The sequence below is a fragment of the Sphingobacterium sp. SGG-5 genome, from assembly GCF_011043525.1.
GTDB lineage: Bacteria > Bacteroidota > Bacteroidia > Sphingobacteriales > Sphingobacteriaceae > Sphingobacterium.
Genome location: NZ_JAAKGO010000013.1, coordinates 12,832 through 31,808, shown reverse-complemented (window position 1 = coordinate 31,808; position 18,977 = coordinate 12,832). Strand labels below are relative to the sequence as shown.

General features: G+C 42.6%; 19 protein-coding genes. 17 read left to right on the top strand and 2 right to left on the bottom strand.

Features of this window, described 5'->3' with window-relative positions:
- Position 1: 1 nt before the first annotated feature.
- The 7 genes from G5B30_RS16075 to G5B30_RS16045 all read left to right on the top strand — a co-directional run bounded on the left by G5B30_RS16075 (position 2) and on the right by G5B30_RS16045 (position 7,844).
- On the top strand, positions 2–1,132 hold the full coding sequence (locus G5B30_RS16075) for a glycosyltransferase (protein WP_165321033.1): 1,131 nt from the start codon (positions 2–4) through the stop codon (positions 1,130–1,132).
- Positions 1,129–2,205, top strand: coding sequence for a glycosyltransferase (locus G5B30_RS16070; RefSeq protein ID WP_165321032.1), 1,077 nt, complete (start codon positions 1,129–1,131; stop codon positions 2,203–2,205). Before G5B30_RS16075 ends, G5B30_RS16070 begins: the two co-directional genes overlap by 4 nt.
- Positions 2,177–3,253: a glycosyltransferase gene (locus tag G5B30_RS16065; protein WP_165321031.1), complete on the top strand. Its 1,077-nt coding sequence runs from the start codon at positions 2,177–2,179 to the stop codon at positions 3,251–3,253. The genes G5B30_RS16070 and G5B30_RS16065 overlap by 29 nt, the downstream gene beginning before the upstream one ends.
- The gene (locus G5B30_RS16060) at positions 3,235–4,371 is read left to right on the top strand and encodes an acyltransferase family protein (protein WP_165321030.1); all 1,137 of its coding nucleotides are present in this window, start codon (positions 3,235–3,237) and stop codon (positions 4,369–4,371) included. Before G5B30_RS16065 ends, G5B30_RS16060 begins: the two co-directional genes overlap by 19 nt.
- A complete protein-coding gene (locus G5B30_RS16055) occupies positions 4,358–5,560 on the top strand; it encodes a glycosyltransferase family 4 protein (protein WP_165321029.1) in 1,203 nt (400 codons plus the stop codon). Before G5B30_RS16060 ends, G5B30_RS16055 begins: the two co-directional genes overlap by 14 nt.
- 6 nt (positions 5,561–5,566) lie before the next feature.
- On the top strand, positions 5,567–6,622 hold the full coding sequence (locus tag G5B30_RS16050) for a glycosyltransferase family 4 protein (RefSeq protein ID WP_165321028.1): 1,056 nt from the start codon (positions 5,567–5,569) through the stop codon (positions 6,620–6,622).
- Positions 6,623–6,725: 103 nt separating this feature from the next.
- The gene (locus tag G5B30_RS16045; protein WP_206367163.1) at positions 6,726–7,844 is read left to right on the top strand and encodes a hypothetical protein; all 1,119 of its coding nucleotides are present in this window, start codon (positions 6,726–6,728) and stop codon (positions 7,842–7,844) included.
- Here the strand turns inward: G5B30_RS16045 and G5B30_RS16040 are convergent.
- Together G5B30_RS16040 and G5B30_RS16035 are read right to left on the bottom strand one after the other, a co-directional pair.
- The gene (locus G5B30_RS16040; protein ID WP_165321026.1) at positions 7,828–8,178 is read right to left on the bottom strand and encodes a helix-turn-helix domain-containing protein; all 351 of its coding nucleotides are present in this window, start codon (positions 8,176–8,178) and stop codon (positions 7,828–7,830) included. The genes G5B30_RS16045 and G5B30_RS16040 overlap by 17 nt on opposite strands.
- Positions 8,162–8,521 carry a type II toxin-antitoxin system RelE/ParE family toxin gene (locus G5B30_RS16035; RefSeq protein WP_165321025.1) on the bottom strand — a complete coding sequence of 120 codons (360 nt, stop codon included), beginning with the start codon at positions 8,519–8,521 and terminating at the stop codon, positions 8,162–8,164. Before G5B30_RS16035 ends, G5B30_RS16040 begins: the two co-directional genes overlap by 17 nt.
- 78 nt (positions 8,522–8,599) lie before the next feature.
- On the opposite strand from G5B30_RS16035, the gene G5B30_RS16030 reads away from it, so the two are divergent.
- The 10 genes from G5B30_RS16030 to G5B30_RS15985 all read left to right on the top strand — a co-directional run bounded on the left by G5B30_RS16030 (position 8,600) and on the right by G5B30_RS15985 (position 18,953).
- Entirely contained in the window at positions 8,600–8,743 is a 144-nt protein-coding gene (locus G5B30_RS16030; RefSeq protein ID WP_165321024.1) for a hypothetical protein, read from the top strand.
- A gap of 109 nt (positions 8,744–8,852) precedes the next feature.
- Positions 8,853–10,022 carry an ATP-binding protein gene (locus G5B30_RS16025; RefSeq protein WP_165321023.1) on the top strand — a complete coding sequence of 390 codons (1,170 nt, stop codon included), beginning with the start codon at positions 8,853–8,855 and terminating at the stop codon, positions 10,020–10,022.
- 278 nt (positions 10,023–10,300) lie between these two features.
- Positions 10,301–10,807, top strand: a complete 507-nt coding sequence (locus G5B30_RS16020) for a hypothetical protein (protein ID WP_165321022.1) — start codon at positions 10,301–10,303, stop codon at positions 10,805–10,807.
- Positions 10,808–11,425: 618 nt separating this feature from the next.
- Positions 11,426–12,058 (top strand): fibronectin type III domain-containing protein, encoded by a 633-nt coding sequence (locus G5B30_RS16015; RefSeq protein WP_165321021.1) that lies wholly within the window; start codon positions 11,426–11,428, stop codon positions 12,056–12,058.
- A 141-nt stretch (positions 12,059–12,199) separates the two neighbouring features.
- Positions 12,200–12,616: a hypothetical protein gene (locus G5B30_RS16010; RefSeq protein WP_165321020.1), complete on the top strand. Its 417-nt coding sequence runs from the start codon at positions 12,200–12,202 to the stop codon at positions 12,614–12,616.
- Positions 12,535–13,527, top strand: a complete 993-nt coding sequence (locus G5B30_RS16005; RefSeq protein ID WP_165321019.1) for a hypothetical protein — start codon at positions 12,535–12,537, stop codon at positions 13,525–13,527. Before G5B30_RS16010 ends, G5B30_RS16005 begins: the two co-directional genes overlap by 82 nt.
- Before the next feature lie 228 nt (positions 13,528–13,755).
- Entirely contained in the window at positions 13,756–14,172 is a 417-nt protein-coding gene (locus tag G5B30_RS16000; protein WP_165321018.1) for a hypothetical protein, read from the top strand.
- A gap of 287 nt (positions 14,173–14,459) precedes the next feature.
- Complete coding sequence (locus G5B30_RS15995) at positions 14,460–15,596, top strand: ATP-binding protein (RefSeq protein ID WP_165321017.1); 1,137 nt, start codon at positions 14,460–14,462, stop codon at positions 15,594–15,596.
- Positions 15,597–15,820: 224 nt separating this feature from the next.
- The gene (locus G5B30_RS15990; protein WP_165321016.1) at positions 15,821–16,549 is read left to right on the top strand and encodes a polysaccharide biosynthesis/export family protein; all 729 of its coding nucleotides are present in this window, start codon (positions 15,821–15,823) and stop codon (positions 16,547–16,549) included.
- 4 nt (positions 16,550–16,553) lie between these two features.
- Positions 16,554–18,953, top strand: coding sequence for a GumC family protein (locus G5B30_RS15985; protein ID WP_165321015.1), 2,400 nt, complete (start codon positions 16,554–16,556; stop codon positions 18,951–18,953).
- Positions 18,954–18,977 lie beyond the last annotated feature (24 nt).

Below are 18,977 nucleotides of genomic sequence, written 5' to 3'. Positions count from 1 at the left end.
GATGAAAATCAAAATCTTGCATATACAAGAAACGATATCCTCAGGAGGCGTCGAAAGGACACGGTTATCACTTGCGCGGCTTCTAGACAAAGACAGATTTCAACAAAAGATCATCTGCACAAATGCTTCGGGCAATTTAGTGGATAAGATTAGGAATGAAGGGGCTGACGTAATTCCTATAGGTATCTTAAAGCATCCCTTTCAGTGGTCACAGCACAAGAAAGTGCAAAAGATCATAGAAGCGTACAAACCCGATATTGTCCATGGTGCCGTATTTGAAGGAGTCACGATGGCCGCGATTAATGGCTGGCTAAAAAGAGTTCCTTATATTATCATTGAAGAAACGTCAGACCCAAAGAATAGGTCTTGGAAGGGACATATGTTGATGAGATTTTTTTCAAAAACAGCTAATAAAGTGATCGGTGTTTCGGAAAGTGTTACAGAAGAATATCTGAAAGGAAAACTTCGTCTTTCTGCATCAAAAGTAATTACCATCAATAACGGCGTAGCGTTGCCCAGAGAAGTTTCGGCAAATGAGACTCAGGAAGCCCAAATAAAATTTGGTTTCACATTAAATGATTTTGTGATCGGTTCGACGGGTAGAATGTTGCAGGACAGCCATAAGCGTTTTTCGGATTTGATTAAAGCATTTGCACGATTTGCCGAAAACAAAAGCAATGTTAAGTTATTATTGGTAGGCGACGGACCCGAACGGATAAGATATGAAAAACTAACTCATGAATTAGACATTTCGGATAAAGTTGTTTTTGTAGGTTATCAATCAGATACTACCCTGTTTTATCAAATGATGCATGTGTTTGCATTGGTTTCTGCTCGAGAAGCTTTTGGTTTGGTGTTAGCGGAAGCGATGTTAAATAAGCTCCCCGTACTGGCTACACGGGTGGGGGGAATGAAATATATTGTTGATGACCAAGAAACAGGCTTTCTGGTTGAACCTAAAGATGTATCAGCGATCGCAGAGAAGTTGGAAATATTATATCAAGATGCTGAGCTAAAGAAGCAAATGGGAGAAACCGGCTACAATAAAGCCCTTCAGGAGTATACAGAAGACAAGTATGCTGAAAAGATCAGTGATTTATATCTGTCATTTTTCAAACCTAAAAGTATATGAAGGTCTTACGCTTAACCACATTATTAGATTTTGGTGGGCAAGAACGTAAGTATATAAGTTTTACGGCCGACCCAAACCTTTTGCATCATGATTATACGTTTGTCGCTTTGGGGTATGGTGGAAATGCCGAGGCTATCTTAAAAGAAAGAGGGTGTAAGGTTATTATTTTGGATCGTAATTTTTCAATCCGTAACTTGAAAAATATACTCATTCTCTATAAATTGTTTAAAAAGATAAAACCGGATATTGTACACACAGCTGCGGGAGAAGCTAATTTTCACGGAATTATTGCTGCAAAGCTGGCAGGCGTTAACGGGATTATAGGCGAGGAAATCGGTATTCCTAATCATTCTAAGATTGCGCGAAAGGTTTTTTCGCTGGTTTATCGCTTAGCAGACCAAGTCGTATGCGTTTCAAAGGCCGTAAAAAATTATCTGATTGATACCGGTGAAATTAAGTCTGATAAAGGTGCCGTTATTTATAACCCCGCGAATGCACCATCTGTTACGGATACAGAAAAGAAAACAAATGCATTTGAGATCGTATATGTAGGAAGACTTGAAAAGGTAAAAAATGTAGAAGCGTTGTTGATTGCCCTTTCGGAAATTAAGAAGAGAGCGGTTCGACTGACGTTAGTAGGTGACGGGCGAGAACGGGAAAACCTGAAAAATGTAGCAGTACAATTAGGAATTGAGGAAAAAGTAGATTTTGTTGGCTTTTCTGATAATCCACATCAATATTTAGGACGGGCAGATTTATTTGTATTGCCATCTTTTTCAGAAGGGTTTGGTATTGCTGTAGTAGAGGCCATGTTGATGAAGGTTCCGGTATTATGTTCTAACGTCGGTGGAATACCTGAATTTGTGGAAGACGGCCGGACAGGATGGTTGTTTGATCCACACGAGCAGAATGAGTTGACCTCTTTGTTAACAAAGTTGGTTGACATGGACAAAGCATATCTAAAACAAATAGGACTTAATGGATTTGAATCGGTAGATAATGTATTTACGATGAAGAAATATGTACAAAACCTGGAAAACCTATATGAAAGAGTCTATAAGAAGCAGAACTAAGATCGTGTACTTGGTTAATCAATTTCATATGCATGGAGGCGTGCAACGAATGCTTAGCCATAAAATTGATGCTTGGGTCGATATTTATGGATATGACGTGACTGTGATAACGCTGAATCAAGGTGAGAACCCTGTCGTTTATCCGCCCGAGAATACTTTTAAGCTGATGGATTTGGGGCTTGAAGGTGTTAATCGTCATCGTGTCAAAGATCTCTGGCAATTTCTAAAAAGACTTAAAAAGGTGATAAAGAAAGAAGCTCCGGACCTTATCATTACCACACTGACAGGTATTCCGTCTCTCATCGTGCCACTGCTCTACCCAAAAGTCAAAAAAGTTCTTGAAATACACAGTTCCGGCGAATTGTCTGTGACGAAAGGTTGGAGATACAAATGGTGGTTTTTAAAGCATTATCATAAAGTGGTGCTGCTGAATGAGGATGAAAAGAAATACTATAGATTGAATAACTTGATTGTGATCCCTAATTTCGTTAAAGTGGATAATACAGACTTCGTAAATTACAATAACCGTGAGAAGGTAATTTTGGCAGCGGGTAGGATACATCGGGAGAAACAATACGACCATCTAATCCAAATTTGGGAAAAGATTTATCAGAAATATCCCGATTGGAGGATAGCGGTATATGGGAATGGGGATTCAAATTTATTGGAAAAATTTCAGAATTATATAATTTTAAACTCAATTCAGAGAATTGAGTTTATACCAGCTACGGACAAATTGGATGAAATGTTAAAATTGACATCAATTTTTGTGCTTACGTCGGAGACGGAGTGTTTTCCTATGGTGTTGATAGAATGCAAGAAAGCCATGCTTCCGGCAATCTCCTACGATTCACCGAATGGCCCGAGGCATATTATTGCAGACGATGGTATCTTGGTCGAACACAATAATATAGACCAGTTTGCCGAAGCGTTGAGCCGACTTATAGAAGATGATGAACTAAGAAAGAGATTGGCACAAAGGGCATATAATAATAGCGCTATGTTTTCATCAAAAGAAATTATGAAGCAATGGGCACAGTTGGTATAACCACAAGTAAGGCCGTTTTTCTACCGGGGCTAAATGGTATCCGAGCTATTGCAGCACTGGCGGTGGTGATATCACACGTCAATGGCAGGTTGGAGAACTTTGGCCTTAATAAGCTTCCCTATTGGGATTTAGCTAACTATGGTGTCACGATGTTTTTTACCTTGAGTGGTTTTTTGATAACGTATCTCTTGTTCAAAGAGTTAGAAAAGACGGGTGCGGTCAGCATCAAAAAGTTTTATCTGAGACGTGTGTTTCGTATCTGGCCTCTATATTATTTTTACTTGCTCTTGATTTTAGCGATAGTTGGTTATGCAGCAATTGGGCAAAAGTTATTTATGTATTTGGCTATTCTGCCTAATTTTATTAATACATTTAGTACTTATGGGCTAATTGCAGGAGGGGGGACTACGGTAGCTGCAACTTTATTAGGACATTATTGGTCGTTAGGGGTCGAAGAGCAGTTTTACTCTTTTTGGCCCTGGGTCGTCAAAAAGGTAAAGAATATACTTGTATTTCTTGTTATTTTTCCAATCTTCTTTTTAGGATTGAAAGTACTTGCGAAATATCTACAGCTTGAACCGATCCAATTTCTTCTTCACTATACCCGTTTCGGATGTTTGGTAATAGGTGCTTTGGGGGCGTATTTATTTTGGCAGAAAAGTTATATTCTAAAATATCTGAAACATCCGGTAGTCCAATTACTTCCTTGGCTTTTATTGTTACTGATAGCTTTCAATAAATTTCATCTATTTTCTATTATCGATCATGAAATAGTCGCTGTTTTTGTCGTTGTCTTGATTATAAATCAGATTTCTGATTATAAGCCGGTGATAAGTTTAGAAAATAGAGTTTTTGATTACTTAGGAAGGATATCCTACGGAATATATGTGTATAATCCTTTGGTCATTTTTTTGTTTTATTCGGTGGTAAAACTATATGGTGGTCTTCCGAACCATATCGTATCGTACTCATTGGTGTTTATAGGTGTGATCTTATTCAATATATCTGCTGCTCATATTTCGTACTTTACATTGGAAAGGTATTTTCTACGCTTTAAATCTAAATACACAACTGTTAAAAGTAAAGCAAGTAAAAGAGAATTTGATGGGAAGCATTAAAAAACTCCTTTTCATCACCTGGGACGGCCCACAAACTTCCTATATGGAAGGACTATTCATGCCTATATTCCATGAGGTGATGAAACAGGACCCTACGATAGAGTTTCACGTCCTGCAATTTACTTGGGCGGGCGAAGAGAAAATCCAACAGGTAAAAAAAGCTGCCGAGGATATGGGAATTGTCTATAACGCTGTACCTATTATTAAAAAACCTGTAGCAGCAGTAGGTAGTATGCTCAGTCTAATGATGGGTAGCAAGAATATAGCTCGATATATCCAAAAGAACGGTATCGATATCGTGATGCCTCGTTCGACTTTCCCAGCCTTTATGGTACAGCGTATACGACAGAAGAACTTGCAGGTTATTTTCGATGCGGATGGCTTGCCTATCGAGGAGCGCGTGGATTTTGCCGGACTGAAAAAGGGAGGTTGGCAATATAATTGGCTGAAATCCATAGAAAGGAAAATTCTATTACAAGCCGATGCGGTGATAACCCGTTCGCAGAAAGCTATTGATGTACATGTGGAATCTATAGATGAACAGTATCGGCATAAGTTTTCGGTAGTGCTGAATGGACGAAACTCGCAGCATTTTATACCGGATATCGCGGAACGAGAGATCGCCCGTAAGGAATTGAATGTGGGAGATGAGCTGCTGTGGATATATGCTGGTTCTTTAGGCCCACAATATTGTTGGGAGGAGATGTTGCAGGTGTTTGAGCTTTCGTTGAAAATAGGGGCAGCAAAATTTTTGGTGCTTACCGGGAATGTACAATTTGCAGAAGATCGCATACCCGATCATTTGAAAGATGGTATGATCGTGAAGTCAGTGGCTTTTGAGCGTATTCCTTTTTATCTCAAAGCAGCGGATGCGGCTTTTGCGCTACGCCGACCAACATACAGTATGCAGGGAGTGGCTCCTATTAAATTGGGCGAATACCTTTTAATGGGGTTGCCGACCATAGCTTCTTCGGGTATTGGAGATACGGAGGAAATACTGAAAAGTTTTCCGGAATGTTTTATCTTTAACCACGGTATGGAACAGGAAATGCAACAAGTAGCTATAACGGACTGGATGAGTCGAGCTGCACAAGTCTCCAAGCAGCAGATTCGGGATAAAGCACTGGAGTTCTTTTCCATAGAAAAGGCGGCAGAAAGTTACATCGAGGTTATAGAAGGTATAAAATAGCTTTTCATGAAAGCCCTCTATTTCACCAAATATTCCCGCAATGCAGGCAGCAGCAGATTGAGAAGTTACCAATACTTTCCTTTTCTGAAAGAGCAGGGGATGGCGATTGAGGTATCTCCTCTTTTCTCCGAGCGTTATCTAACGAATCTGTATGCAGGAAGATCAACGAAAGCCGAAGCTTTGAAAGGTTATTTACGTCGTTTCTTTAAGTTGTTTTCCGTTGGAAAGTATGATAAGTTGGTCATTGAAAAAGAGCTGTTCCCTTACTTGCCCGCCTGGGGAGAGTATATACTATCCGCCTTCGGTATAAAATATATCGTGGATTATGATGATGCAGTCTTTCACAACTACGATCAACATCCCAATAGATGGATCAGGAAGTTCTTGGGCGACAAGATAGACTGGGTAATGCGGTATAGTACCCATGTTATTGCGGGGAATCGTTATCTGGCGGATAGAGCTCGGCGAGCAGGGGCTAACAATATTTTCATTATACCTACGGTCATAGACATTGACCGTTATCCGATAAAGGTTTGGGATAATACGTCGGATAAGTTGATCGTTGGATGGGTGGGCACGAAATCAACATTTGAAAAGCATTTTATGTTATTGGCTGACCAAGTAAAAAGGCTGACTGAGGCTAATCCAAATCTTTTTTTTCATATCATCGGTGCACCAGATAATAGACGCTTCAATGAACAGGTTAAATTTATCCCTTGGTCGGAAGATACGGAAGTGGAGGAAATTCTAAAGTTTGATGTGGGTCTGATGCCTTTGGTAGATTCGGAGTGGGAGAAGGGAAAATGTGCATACAAACTTATACAGTATATGGCATGTGGTATACCCGGCATTGCGAGTGCTGTGGGGGCTAATATGGAGGTGGTGAATGAAGCGAATGGCTTTTTGGTTGGTGATATAAGAAGCTTTTCCGATGTTATAGCGCATGTTGTTGCAGATCCACAATTTTTGAAGGAAAGAGGAGCGCAGGCAAGAGAATTTATTCAGCAAAAATATACACTGCAGGTTCAACAAGAAAGATTATTGGAATTAATCCGCTCTTAAGTCTCATTTCGGTATAGGAATACCGGAATATTACTACCTTTACGCTGGCTAGTTCGCTATGGACATACTTGTTGTTATAGTAACATTTGTATTATCGGTTGCCTTGGCAAAACAATTTGCTAAGACGATTCAGGAGTGCTATCAAAGCAGCTTGTGGATCATGTTGGGTATGCATATGCTGACCACCATAGGTTTTTATTTTGTGACCAATAATGGAGGAGGAGACGCTTGGGGCTATTGGCATGCGGGTCGGGGATTATCTTGGGAGACGGCTATGCCTTTGCTGTCGGAAGCCAAGGGGACCTATTTCATGCACGGGTTTAATTATTTCTTTTCCGGCTTTTTGGGTTTGGGTTTTTTTGCGAATACGTGTGTTTATGCCTTTTTGGGCTTTTGGGGTATGCTGTATTTTTACCGGATAGCCTATGAGCAGGTGCCGCTGAACTCCCGTTTTCAGGGGCTCAAGCTTTTCCCTTTTTTGTTTTATATCCCCATGCTGCATTTCTGGTCTTCGGGTATAGGAAAGGACACCTTGCTCTTTTGGTCCATAGGCATGTTCGCCTACGGTTTGCTGAATATCCCAAAGCGTTTTTTGTTGATTGCCTTTGGCTTTTTGTTTGCTTATGCCGTACGCCCACACGTTGCTTTTCTCTTGGTTGCAGCTTTCGGTACGGCCTATATTTTAGATGGACGTACCTCTATGGGGAAACGCTTGTTTTTAGGCGCGATCATGTTTGCCGGTGCGATAGTTATATTGCCCACGGTCATGGACTATGTGAAAATCGAAGAGATTTCTGTGGAGAGTATCGAGAGTTATTCCGACAATAAAGCGGGGCTTCTCAGCCGCTCGCACACCGGTTCTTCTGTAGATATCAGTGGTTATCCGCCCCCGCTGAAGTGGTTCACGTTTTTGTTTCGACCCTTGTTTTTTGATATTAACGGTGTCCCGGCTTTAGTGGCTTCGTTTGAGAACCTGTTGCTGCTGCTCATATTCTTTAAGGTGATGCGGAATAAGCCTGTAGAAGCTTTCCGTAAAGCACCTTTTGTGATTAAAGGGTTGACCTTGTTTTTGATCCTAGGTACGGTGCTGATGTCGGGTGCCTTAGGTAACTTAGGGGTGATGATCCGTATGCGGAATATGTTCTTACCCGGGATGATGATTTATTTCCTCTGGGTGCTGAGTTATGCGCAGGTGAAGGGGAAATCTAATGTCGGTTCTTGAACCCAGCAATTTGAATTCTGTTATTCATCAGTTCCACGTTGAAGTTCACTTTAGCTTTTAATGCTCCAAAAACTTTCAAAATGGTTTCCATTGTTACATTAGTTGTATTGTTTTCAAGTTTTGAAATTTGAGCACGTTGTACTCCAACCAATTTTCCAAGTTCTTCTTGTGTCAAATTACGCTCAAGTCTAACTTTTCGTATCATTTCTCCTAACACCTCTAATTGGAGTTCTTGCTCATATTGAGTTCGCTTCTCTGTTCCAATTTCTCCAATAAATTCATCTTTTATTTGGTCGAAAGTAAACATTTCCAATTCTTTATTTTTTGTTCCCATTTTTTCTGATGTTTTTAAGTTCAAAATACTTCAACCTTATTTGTTCTGCCTTGTCAATTTCTTTTTCAGGCGTTTTGTCTGTTTTCTTAATAATTCCGTGAGTTGTCAAAACCAAAGTTTCTTGATTATTTTCTTTATCCCAAAAAGCAAAAATTCTGTAATGAGTTTTATTGAACAACGTTCTGAACTCCCAAATTTCCCCTTTTAGTTTTTTGAATAATTCATTGTCGTTTTTGACTTTAGCTTTGTCAATGTTGAAGATAATTTTATCCCGACTTTTTTCGTCAACTTGTAATAAAAATTCTCGTGCTTCAGTCAGAAAAATCACTTCAAATTTCTTCATTAATTTTTCATTTTGTTTCCATACAAAGATACAGAATATTTTAAATCGAAATGTTTTTTTGTAAGATTTTTTGTACTGATGTCCGGAGCCTTAGGCAACTTTGGTGGTGATGATCCCTATGCGGAATATGTTCCTGCCGAGGATGATGATTTATTTCCTCTGGGTGCTGAGTTATGCGCAGGTGAGGGGAAGGGGTGTGAAATAGTGAGGGGTGCTTATTAAGCGAAGTCTCTGGCGATAGATGGGGGTTTTTGCACCGTCATAGTGCAAAATTAGCTGAAAATTGCACTATGACGGTGCATTTTATCTATCTTTGTGTAAACTAAAAGAGATGGAAGCTTTATTTGAATATTCGGGCAAGTTGATCAGTGAAACAACAACGGATTTTATTCGCTATATGTTTCATCGGATTGATTGGAAAAGTAGGATGATTGGATTAATCGGTCCTCGCGGTGTCGGTAAAACAACGCTGATATTGCAATATATCAAAGCGAATTTGCCTTTGAATCAAACTTTATATGTTACTGCTGAAGACTTTTTTTTTGCTAAAAACCGTTTGTTGGATTTGGCAGGTTTTTTTGTAAAATCAGGAGGAAAGTATTTGTTTATCGACGAGATACACAAATATCCCGATTGGTCAAAAGAGTTGAAGCTGATGTATGATTATTATAAAGATCTGAACGTGGTTTTCACAGGATCTTCGGTTCTCGATATCAAAAAGGAAAGTTCGGATTTGAGTCGCAGAGCAGTAGTTTATGCTATGCAGGGGTTGTCTTTTCGGGAATATTTAGCCTTATTTCACAAAATCGAAATTCCGGAATTTACATTGGAAAAAATCCTGAATCATCAGGTCGATTTACCTCAAATACCTCATCCTTTGCCTTTGTTTGCCGATTATTTGAAGAGAGGATATTATCCTTTTGCAACAGAAGATAATTTAGATTTGAGATTGCAACAGGTTATTAATCAAACTTTGGAAACCGATATCCCTATGTATGCCGGAATGAATGTTGCGACGGGTAGAAAACTCAAACAATTATTAGCAATTGTGGCGGAAAGTGTCCCTTTTAAACCAAATATGAGCAAGATTGCGGAAATGTTAAATATCAGTCGGAACAATGTAGCCGATTATCTTCTTTATATTGAAGAGGCTGGCATGATAGCACAGTTGAGAGATGAAACAGGAGGTATGCGCGGTTTGGGGAAAGTAGAAAAAATATATTTGGACAATACGAATTTGGTTTATAATCTGGCTAAGGAAAATCAAAACATCGGAAATGTCAGGGAAACTTTCTTTCTTAATCAGCTAAGGATCAATTATGACGTTATTTCTTCATCGTGGGTAGATTTTAAAATAGGCACAATGGATTTTGAAGTCGGAGGAAAAAGCAAAGGGACCAAACAAATTATGAATTCCGAAAATGGATATCTTGTAAAAGACAACATTGAAAAAGGTTTTTTAAATACAATCCCTTTATGGCACTTCGGGTTGATGTATTGATCAGTTTTCGCAGTATAATGATGATATGAAAAACTAAAATTGATAAATTGGATACTTCAATCCAGTGGAGCGCGCCTAAAACAAATAAAATCCAAAAAAGTTTTTTTTATTCGTACACCGCCTGTTTTCTGGCGTAGATCGGATATTTACTGGCGCAGATCGGCTTTTTTCGGCGTGGGGCGATCTACGAAAAAAAAGATAGGGGCTACGGTGCGTTTTCCTATGGTGTACGATTTTTTTCTTTCTGTACAAAAGATCTGTTGCATATTGCCGTCGATATGGAAGAAGAACACATCCGTACGATTATTAAACAGAACGAGCAGCTGCATCAGGTTATTGGTGACATGGCCCGGACGCTTAAGGTCATATGTGACGTGGTGTGTGAAAATTTATCCCCTGCCCAATCGGTTGGACATGACCTCCCTGATGAAGGGTATCAAGGATCCCCGGCAACGAATCGGCCGAAGCTTCTTTCTTCAAAGGAAGAAGAAGAATTGCTGACATATCTCCTCTCCGATCCCAACGAACAACCTGTCGACCCCAGGATGGTGCTTCCCCGACACGTCTCCATAGCGTTCGTTACAGCTTATCTGGAAACATCAACCGCTACCTTTTATCGGGAGATCAATGACCAACTCCTGGAGAAGGCGTTCACCATCGGCAAGCGGCCGTATTTCCGAATGTCGGATCTCATTTCCTTGGCAAAAGAAAAGGCGCTTTTAGCGCATGAAAAAGGGGCGTGGACCTATGCCAAAATGAACAAGAAGAAAACATCCGGCAAATAAACCTCAGATTGTCCCCTTTTCGGGATCACATTTTCAGAGTCAGGAACACCTTTTTCCTCAAAATGGGATTACTAATGCACAAAAGGGTAATTCTTCTTTCAAACTATCTCTTCCCGTTCTGCAACATGTACATCCTTTTCCGGAGAAGGTATTACTTGTTTCAAAAAGGCACGCCCTGAATAGAAATCAGTGATACCTTATTCTGAATTTGAACATTCTTCTGGCAAACACGGATCTGCTTGTTTGGCTCTTACATGCCCTTTTTACGAACAAGTGATCACTGGATCTAAACAGGTATCTGCCTGTTTGTACTTCGTACATCCCTTTTACAAACAAGTGATCTCATTTTCTGAAAAGGTATGTACCTGCCCGGAAAAAGGACTGCCTTTTTGTAAACAGGAATGTTCCGAAAGCCAAAAAGTGATCGCCAAAAAGGGAGGTTTTTGATAAAATACCCTCTCATTTCGGCATCTGTTCTCTCATTTCCGCCCTTCATTTTCTTAGTTCGTCTCATTTTTATCGTTTCCTGCACATTGTACCGATGTTTGTTTCAACGGTCAGCCGCGGAGACCGGAAACAGATTTTTTAACCGGACGTAAGTCCATAAACAAACACAAAATGAAAGCAAAAAAAGTAATATTGAATTATGCAGACTTCTACGATGACGAGCTGAATACGCTGGCCGGGAAAGTATTAGACTGCCTGGAAAATCACACCGTATTCGTTGATCTGCCCGTAGCGATAGCAGATCTGCAGGTACAGGCAGAAGATTTCCGAAGCAAATGGCAGACAGCAAGCAACGGCGGCAGCCTGTTGCAGATTGCCATGAAGAATGATGCGAAGGCTCTTTTGGCCAGCAGCCTCAAAGACATCGCTTTTTATGTCAACAAGGTTGCAGCAGGTTCACGTTCGCTTCTGCTCAGCTCAGGCCTGCAGCTGGAAGCCGATCCGAAGCCGGCTAAGGTGCCAAACACCGTCACCGGTGAACAGCTGCGCGATGGCAGACAGCGTGATCAGATGGATGTACTCTTCAAGTCTTTGGGACGCAATCACATCTACGAATACCAGATTGCCGACACAGTGGACGAACAGGGACAACCGATATGGGATCGCACGTTCTACACCAGTGACAGCCGCGGCAATGTCTTTGCCCCGACGGAGCCGGACACTGTTTATCATCTGCGCATACGCGCAATAAACAACAAGGGCGCTGGAGACTGGAGTAATATCGCTTCATTGAAAGCGAGATAGTAGCCTGTAATCAGTGACAGAGTGACCCGTCATCAGCACGGGTTACTCGTCACTTTGTAACTGTGTTTTTAGTATTGCGATGTTCGTATTGCGTACTGCGACACCCCTGTAACTATATAACCGTGTAAACTAATAAAGACAATGACAACACTAAAAATACCCTTCCTTTGGCCTATCCAGGATAAGCCTTGGGAAAAAAGAGGATATCATTCCGGCAGGATATCATTAGGACCGTTAGGCGTATTAGGGATCCTGCTAGTCAATATGCTCGCACTATTTCTCTTTGCGGGGAGTATCCTGCAGTTGATGGATCCCGCTGCCGGGATATTAGATATCGGCATGCTTTCGGTTCTGCTGTTAGGACTCATCGGCGGACTTGTCGCTATTCTGTGCAGCCTATGGTTGCTCGAACTACTCTGGCAGCCCTTCCAGACATTCCGTAAACAATTTTCCACACACTTTAACCAACTAACATCATGGCAACAATGTATCCTTTACTTTTCAGTCTTCTTCTTACTGCTCTATGCCGTATTATGGGGACTGGCGATGTGCTTGTGACATATTGCGATATGCGTATGCGCCTGCCTGCGGTAGGCAGGTATAGCGATGTGAGATTGCCACGTCGTTATACTCCTCACAATGATGGTGATAGAGGAAAGAGCAATAGCCGTACAAATAACTTAAATGTCGCCTCAGTGGGTCGCAGTATGCAGGAAGGAAGATCCGTTGTAGCGAGCCGGTGCAGCGACGAGGCTTGGGCACTTGGCCGATACCAAGTGCCATGCCAGTCCGGCATAGAGGACAGAAACCACATCCTCGCGATTGCAGCCAAAGAACTCGGCGTACGTGAAGCTACCGGCAACAACGACGGTAAGCGTGTAGAAGAGTATCTGGCCTACACCCATCTCGGCAAAGGCTACGCCTGGTGCGCAGCCTTCGTGTCCTGGTGTTACGGACAAGCCGGCCATCCCCAGCCCCGCAACCCTTGGGCGCCGGCATTGTTTCCGAAATCCCGCACGTATAGCGTAGAGCGTATGCGCCTGCCTGCGGTAGGCAGGTATAGCAATAGACTATCTGCTGTTGTAAAGTTACAAGGTGACAAGGTTATAGGGTTACAAAGGGATGCAGGAAAAAGCAATAGCCGTACAATTACCCAAAATGTCGCCTATGAAATTTTTGGCAATAGCAGGAGAAGGCACTATCCTTACAGCCAAAAGTTTCAAGCGACGAGTTTTGAGTTACTTTTGCGGTCAAAAGTAACAAAAAGCCCATTGGGCTTAGAGGACATCAAATCTGATATCTTCGGTATATACAGCACCAGCGCCAAACGCATCAACCATGTCGGACTCGTCAAGGAAGTACAAGGCAAATACCTCGTTACCATTGAAGGCAACAGCCACAACAAAGTCGAATCCCGTCGGCGGCACTTGTCGACAGTGTATGCTTTCGCGAATTGGGTGAATGAGTAGGGCGTATTGCGACGTGAGATTGCCACGTCGTTATACTCCTCGCAATGACGGTAAGAGAGGAAAAAGAACTATCCGTACAAATAATTAAAATGTCGCCTCAGGCGGATCGGCAATAGCAGGAATGGTGAACCTTTGTGCCGATACGGCGTAGCGACACGGTTTTGCAAACTTTTGACAAGACAAAAGTTTGAGCCCTGTCGCGGCTTGAGCGACATAAAAGAATAAGACATGAAATACTATTTAATATTAACAACAATACTCTTATGCTCCTGCCGTAGCGTAAAACAACGCAGCAACAGTATACTGCACCACGATAAAGCCACTTATCAAAATAAAACCTCCGCTCAGCAATGGTTCTGGCAACAGGATAGTACTAGCCGATATTGGTCCTTCCGTACCGATACTACGTTCTATTTTCACCCCGACAGTGGCCTCTATGCAAGTGGAGGTACGCTGTTGCTGCGAGAGATACGGCAGCGTGCTAGCGGCGGCCAGCATACCTATGACAGCTCCATGTATGTGATTCACGAAAACCAACAGATTGCGCAACAGACGTTTTCGGAACGTGTATACAAAAGGCAGTATTGGTGGATTGCTATAGCTCTTGTTATCGGGATAGTGGGAGTGTGGCTTTTATTTCGCTAAACAAGACGATCATGGAGACAATAAGACAGGGGGGCTATACTTTTATAATTCTTTTAACCTCTTCTAACACAATATCGGGGTCGGTTTATGACTTAACCCAGTGAATGTGCAGGAAAAAAATGCTTACGTATGATGATACGTAATAAACCTGTGAAATAGCATTACATTTTCACCTCATCAAATTCGCAATATTCATATCAATTTTGCGAATGTAATCGCAAAATTTATACTATATTTGCGAATGTAATCGTAATATTCATGTTTATTGACAAGTAAAACTCTTGAAAATGGTAGAGAGATTATTAGGATCCAGGATTATTGAGAGGTTAGGAGATAAAAAAGCCATTATAGTACTAGGGCCTAGACAAGTTGGTAAAAGTACCTTACTGGAACAGTTGAGGTCGGATTTTGAGGAGCCGGTTACGGTCTGGAATGGTGACGATGCCGATGTAAGATCTTTGTTGGCTGATGCTACATCTACCCTTTTAGGGGCGCTTTTGGGAAAGACAAGGACGCTTATTATTGATGAGGCTCAGCGCATCCATAATGTTGGCATAGCGATCAAAATTATCATCGACCAATTACAAGATGTTAAGGTGATTGCAACAGGTTCTTCAGCATTTGAATTGGCGAACCACATCAATGAACCATTAACTGGCCGTAAATGGGAATATCATATGTTCCCCTTTTCATTCCGTGAATTAGTTCAAGATCAAGGGTTGTTGGAGGAAAAGAGATTGCTCAATATACGTCTGGTATATGGCAGCTACCCTGAAATTGTCAATCATCCAGGCGAAGAAGAGGTTCGGTTAAAGCAGTTGTCAGATAGCTACCTGTACAAAGATATTTTGGCCTGGGAGCGTATACAAAAGCCCGAGAATATGGAAAAGCTATTACAAGCGCTAGCATTTCAAGTAGGGAGCGAGGTGTCATACAATGAGCTTGGGCAGGTAGCTGGATTGGACAATCAGACCGTAGAGAAATATATTGGCCTGTTAGAGAAGGCTTTTATCGTTTTCCGGTTAGGTTCCCTTAGTCGCAATCTTCGGAATGAACTTAAGAAAAGCCGTAAGTTCTATTTTTACGATAACGGCTTACGCAATGTAGTCGTCAACCAGTTCAGCCCGGCAGCCATGCGCCAGGATATTGGTGCCTTGTGGGAAAATTACGTGATCAGTGAACGAATGAAACAGCTTGCTTATCAACAGGTAAATGTCAACCAATACTTTTGGCGTACACATGCTCAACAGGAAATCGATTATATAGAGGAGCGAAATGGTCAGATGAAAGCTTACGAGATCAAGTGGAATACCAAAGTTAGAGTTAACTTCCCGAAGACATTCACCGCAGCCTACCCAGACGTAGAGGCAGTGGTTATCACACCCGACAATTATTTCAACTTTTTATTGGAAGATAAGTTGTAGTTATATTTAAAACTTACCTATGAAGGAATAGTCGCGTTGGACATAAGGAGCTTTTTGACCGGAAAGATAGAATAAGTTCTATAGCAAAAACTTTCTATGCAGGATGTACACTTACGGCAATAAATGTATATTTGTGTAATGGATTGTGCGGGTGGAGGTAAATGGAATGAAAAGATTTTGGTAAAGCTTATATGACATATCACACGAATACTATTCTTACAGTAATGGTTTTTGCGTTACTGCTGTTCAATTCCTGTGCCTCGCGCAAGGACGTCATCTATTTCCAGAAAAATCAGTCGGTGCTGGATTCGGCTTTTTCAGTGGATTATGTGAAGATCAAACCCATGGATCGGCTACGCATCAACGTGACAGGGCCGGATGAAGCGGCTATTGCGCCTTTTCGGGTCAACATGACGCAAGGCGGAGGCGGTGGAGCAGCGAATATGATATTGTATACCGTAGAGCACGATGGCAGTGTGATACTGCCTTATCTGGGTGCTGTGCAGGTGGCGGGCAGGACACGATTGCAGGCTATCGGTCTTATCCGGGAGGAACTCAAACGTTATGTCAACGACCCTGTCGTGGATATACGGATCGAAAATTTCCGGGTGACGATGCTGGGTGATGCGGGTTCGCAGGTGATGGATTTCAGCGATAACGACCGCCCGACTATCCTGGATGCGATAGCGATGTCGGGCGATCTGAAGATTACGGCGAAACGAAACGATATCTTAGTCATCCGGGAGGAAGGGGGCAGACGTCATTCGTATCGCCTCGATATCCGGGATGCCGACATCATGAATTCACCGGCCTATTACCTGGCGCAAAACGATGTGATCTACGTCGAGCCGAATACTACGGGTATACAGGGAAATCGGCGCCCATGGTACTTATCCTTGGGGATGACGGTTGTCGGGGCAGCACTGACCATTTACAGCTTATTCAATCTATAGCAAGATGCAAGATATACAGGACAAAGTGAACCGCGGGTATAAACAGGAGACCGAAGAGTCGATTGACATTCGCCAGCTTATCGAGCAGTACGGCTTCTATTGGAAATGGATCGTGGTGGCGGTCATACTTTCCCTTGCGGTGGCGCATATCTACCTGCGCTATACCACACGCATGTACGGGGCCTCTGCCAAGGTCATGGTGCTTGATAAAAGCAATGCTACGGTCGAATTGACTGCATTGGGGGGATTGTCGTCTCCTAGTGCCAATACAGCATTGGATGACCAGATCCAGATTATCCGCTCGTCCAAGCTGATGAACGAAGTGGCGCGCAAGAATAAGTTTTACATCACCTACTACGAATTGGGACGCATCAATAACATAGAGGTGCTTGCCGATAATCTGCCCTTTTCGTTGCAGATACTGAATAAGACGCAGGAAGAACTGGAACAACTATCGTTAGATTTTAAGCTTAAATTTTCCGGAAACGGAGCGTTCGAGATCAGTGAGGACAACAATAAACTGACAGGTAGTCTGGGTAAGCCTTTGGTATGGAATGGTGTCAAGATATTGCTGGCGGAAAAGGGAGAAAATATTCCAGCGGAGCGCAACTTTGCAGTGACGATTAGGCCTTTGGAAACCGCCACAAGCGTGTTGAGAAATGCTTTGACGGTGGGTCGTTCTGAAAAAAGCAATACCATTCTGAATTTTGGGTATACGGCGCCTTCCAAAGAGAAGGCGGAGATTGTTCTCCGGGATTTGATTGGAGCTTATGATAACGACCTGAGTAACGATAAAAATAAGGTGACGCAGGCGTCGACAAATTTTATCAATGAACGCTTGGATCTGATCAGTCAGGATTTGCAACGGGCGGATAAACGGGTGGAGGATTTCAAGACGAGCAACCAGATATTGGATGTGGAGACGAATGCGGGCATTACACAGGGGGAGTTGACGACATACGAAAAACAACTGTTTGACCTGCAGTTCCAGCAGCAGCTGATTAAGCATATCCAAGCCGAGGTACAAAAGAAGAGCATGAATATCCTGCCGGAGAACCTGGGTATACAATCGGCGGATGTCGCCTCGGCAATTACGAATCTGAATACGTTATTACTGGACCGGGAGAGTCTACTGAAGTCGGCTACGGAGGAAAATCCGGCGGTGATTCAATTGAACGAACGCATCAACTTGTTGTATGATAATCTGAATGCATCGATAAAAAATGCGTCGGAACTGAATAGCCTGAGCATACGCAATGTGGAAGGTAAGTTGCGCAGCCTGCGGTCGGATCTGGGTTCGGTACCGCGCAATGAAAATGATTTCAAAAGCATCGCCCGGCAGCAGCAGATTGTGGAGTCCATGTACTTGTTTTTGTTGCAAAAAAGGGAGGAAAATGAAATTGCGGCGTCTGCTAAGCCCGAAAATATCAAGATCATCGAACCGGCGAAAGGGTATGGTCCTATTTCCCCGGTGGCTCGTAATTACTACCTGATCGGATTGGTGGTGGGTATCGCACTGCCGATTGCGGTATTGTTTATCAAATTCATGCTGGATAGTAAAATCCATTCCCGGAAGGATATTGAGGATAAACTCAAGGCGCCTGTGCTGGGTGAGATACCAACTTCGGAGCATCCGATTATTGAGGAGAACGACCGCTCTTCTTTGGCGGAGTCGATACGGATACTGCGGACCAATATCGCCTTTTTGTTGGGCCCGAAAAAGGAATCTTCGTCGGTCATCTATGTGACATCGACGACGGCTGGCGAAGGAAAGTCATTTATTACGACCAACCTCTCCAAGATTTTGGCGATGTCGGGCAAGCGGGTGCTTCTGATCGGAGCGGATATCCGTAGCCCAAAGGTGTTGGATTACCTGGGCTTGGCGCACCTGCAGCATACGAATGTCGGGATCACACAGTATCTGATCAACCCGGATATGCCCATCAAAAATATCGTGATTGAAAAGCCGGGAACGTATCAGTTTGATATTATCTACTCGGGCTATATCGCACCCAATCCGGCGGAGCTGCTGATGAACGGGTATTTCTCGAATATTATTCAGTATGCACGTGAGCATTATGACTATGTACTGGTGGATACGGCGCCGGTGGGTCTGGTGACGGATACGGTGCTGATTGCCGAACATGCGGACCTGACGATTTATGTGATGCGGGCGAATTATCTGGATAAGCGCCTACTGAACATACCGAAGGAGCTGTATGAAGAAGGTAAACTCAAAAATATGGCCGTGGTCATCAACGATATTGACTTCCGACGGGGTTATGGCTATGGGTACGGCTACGGGTATGGTTATGGTGATGTCCGCAACGTGTCGCTGCGGAAAAAACTATTGGCGAGTATAAAAAGTAAATTTGGCCGGAAGAGAAGTAAGGGCTTTGAGTAATCTTCGTATGGTCTGCTAAAAACT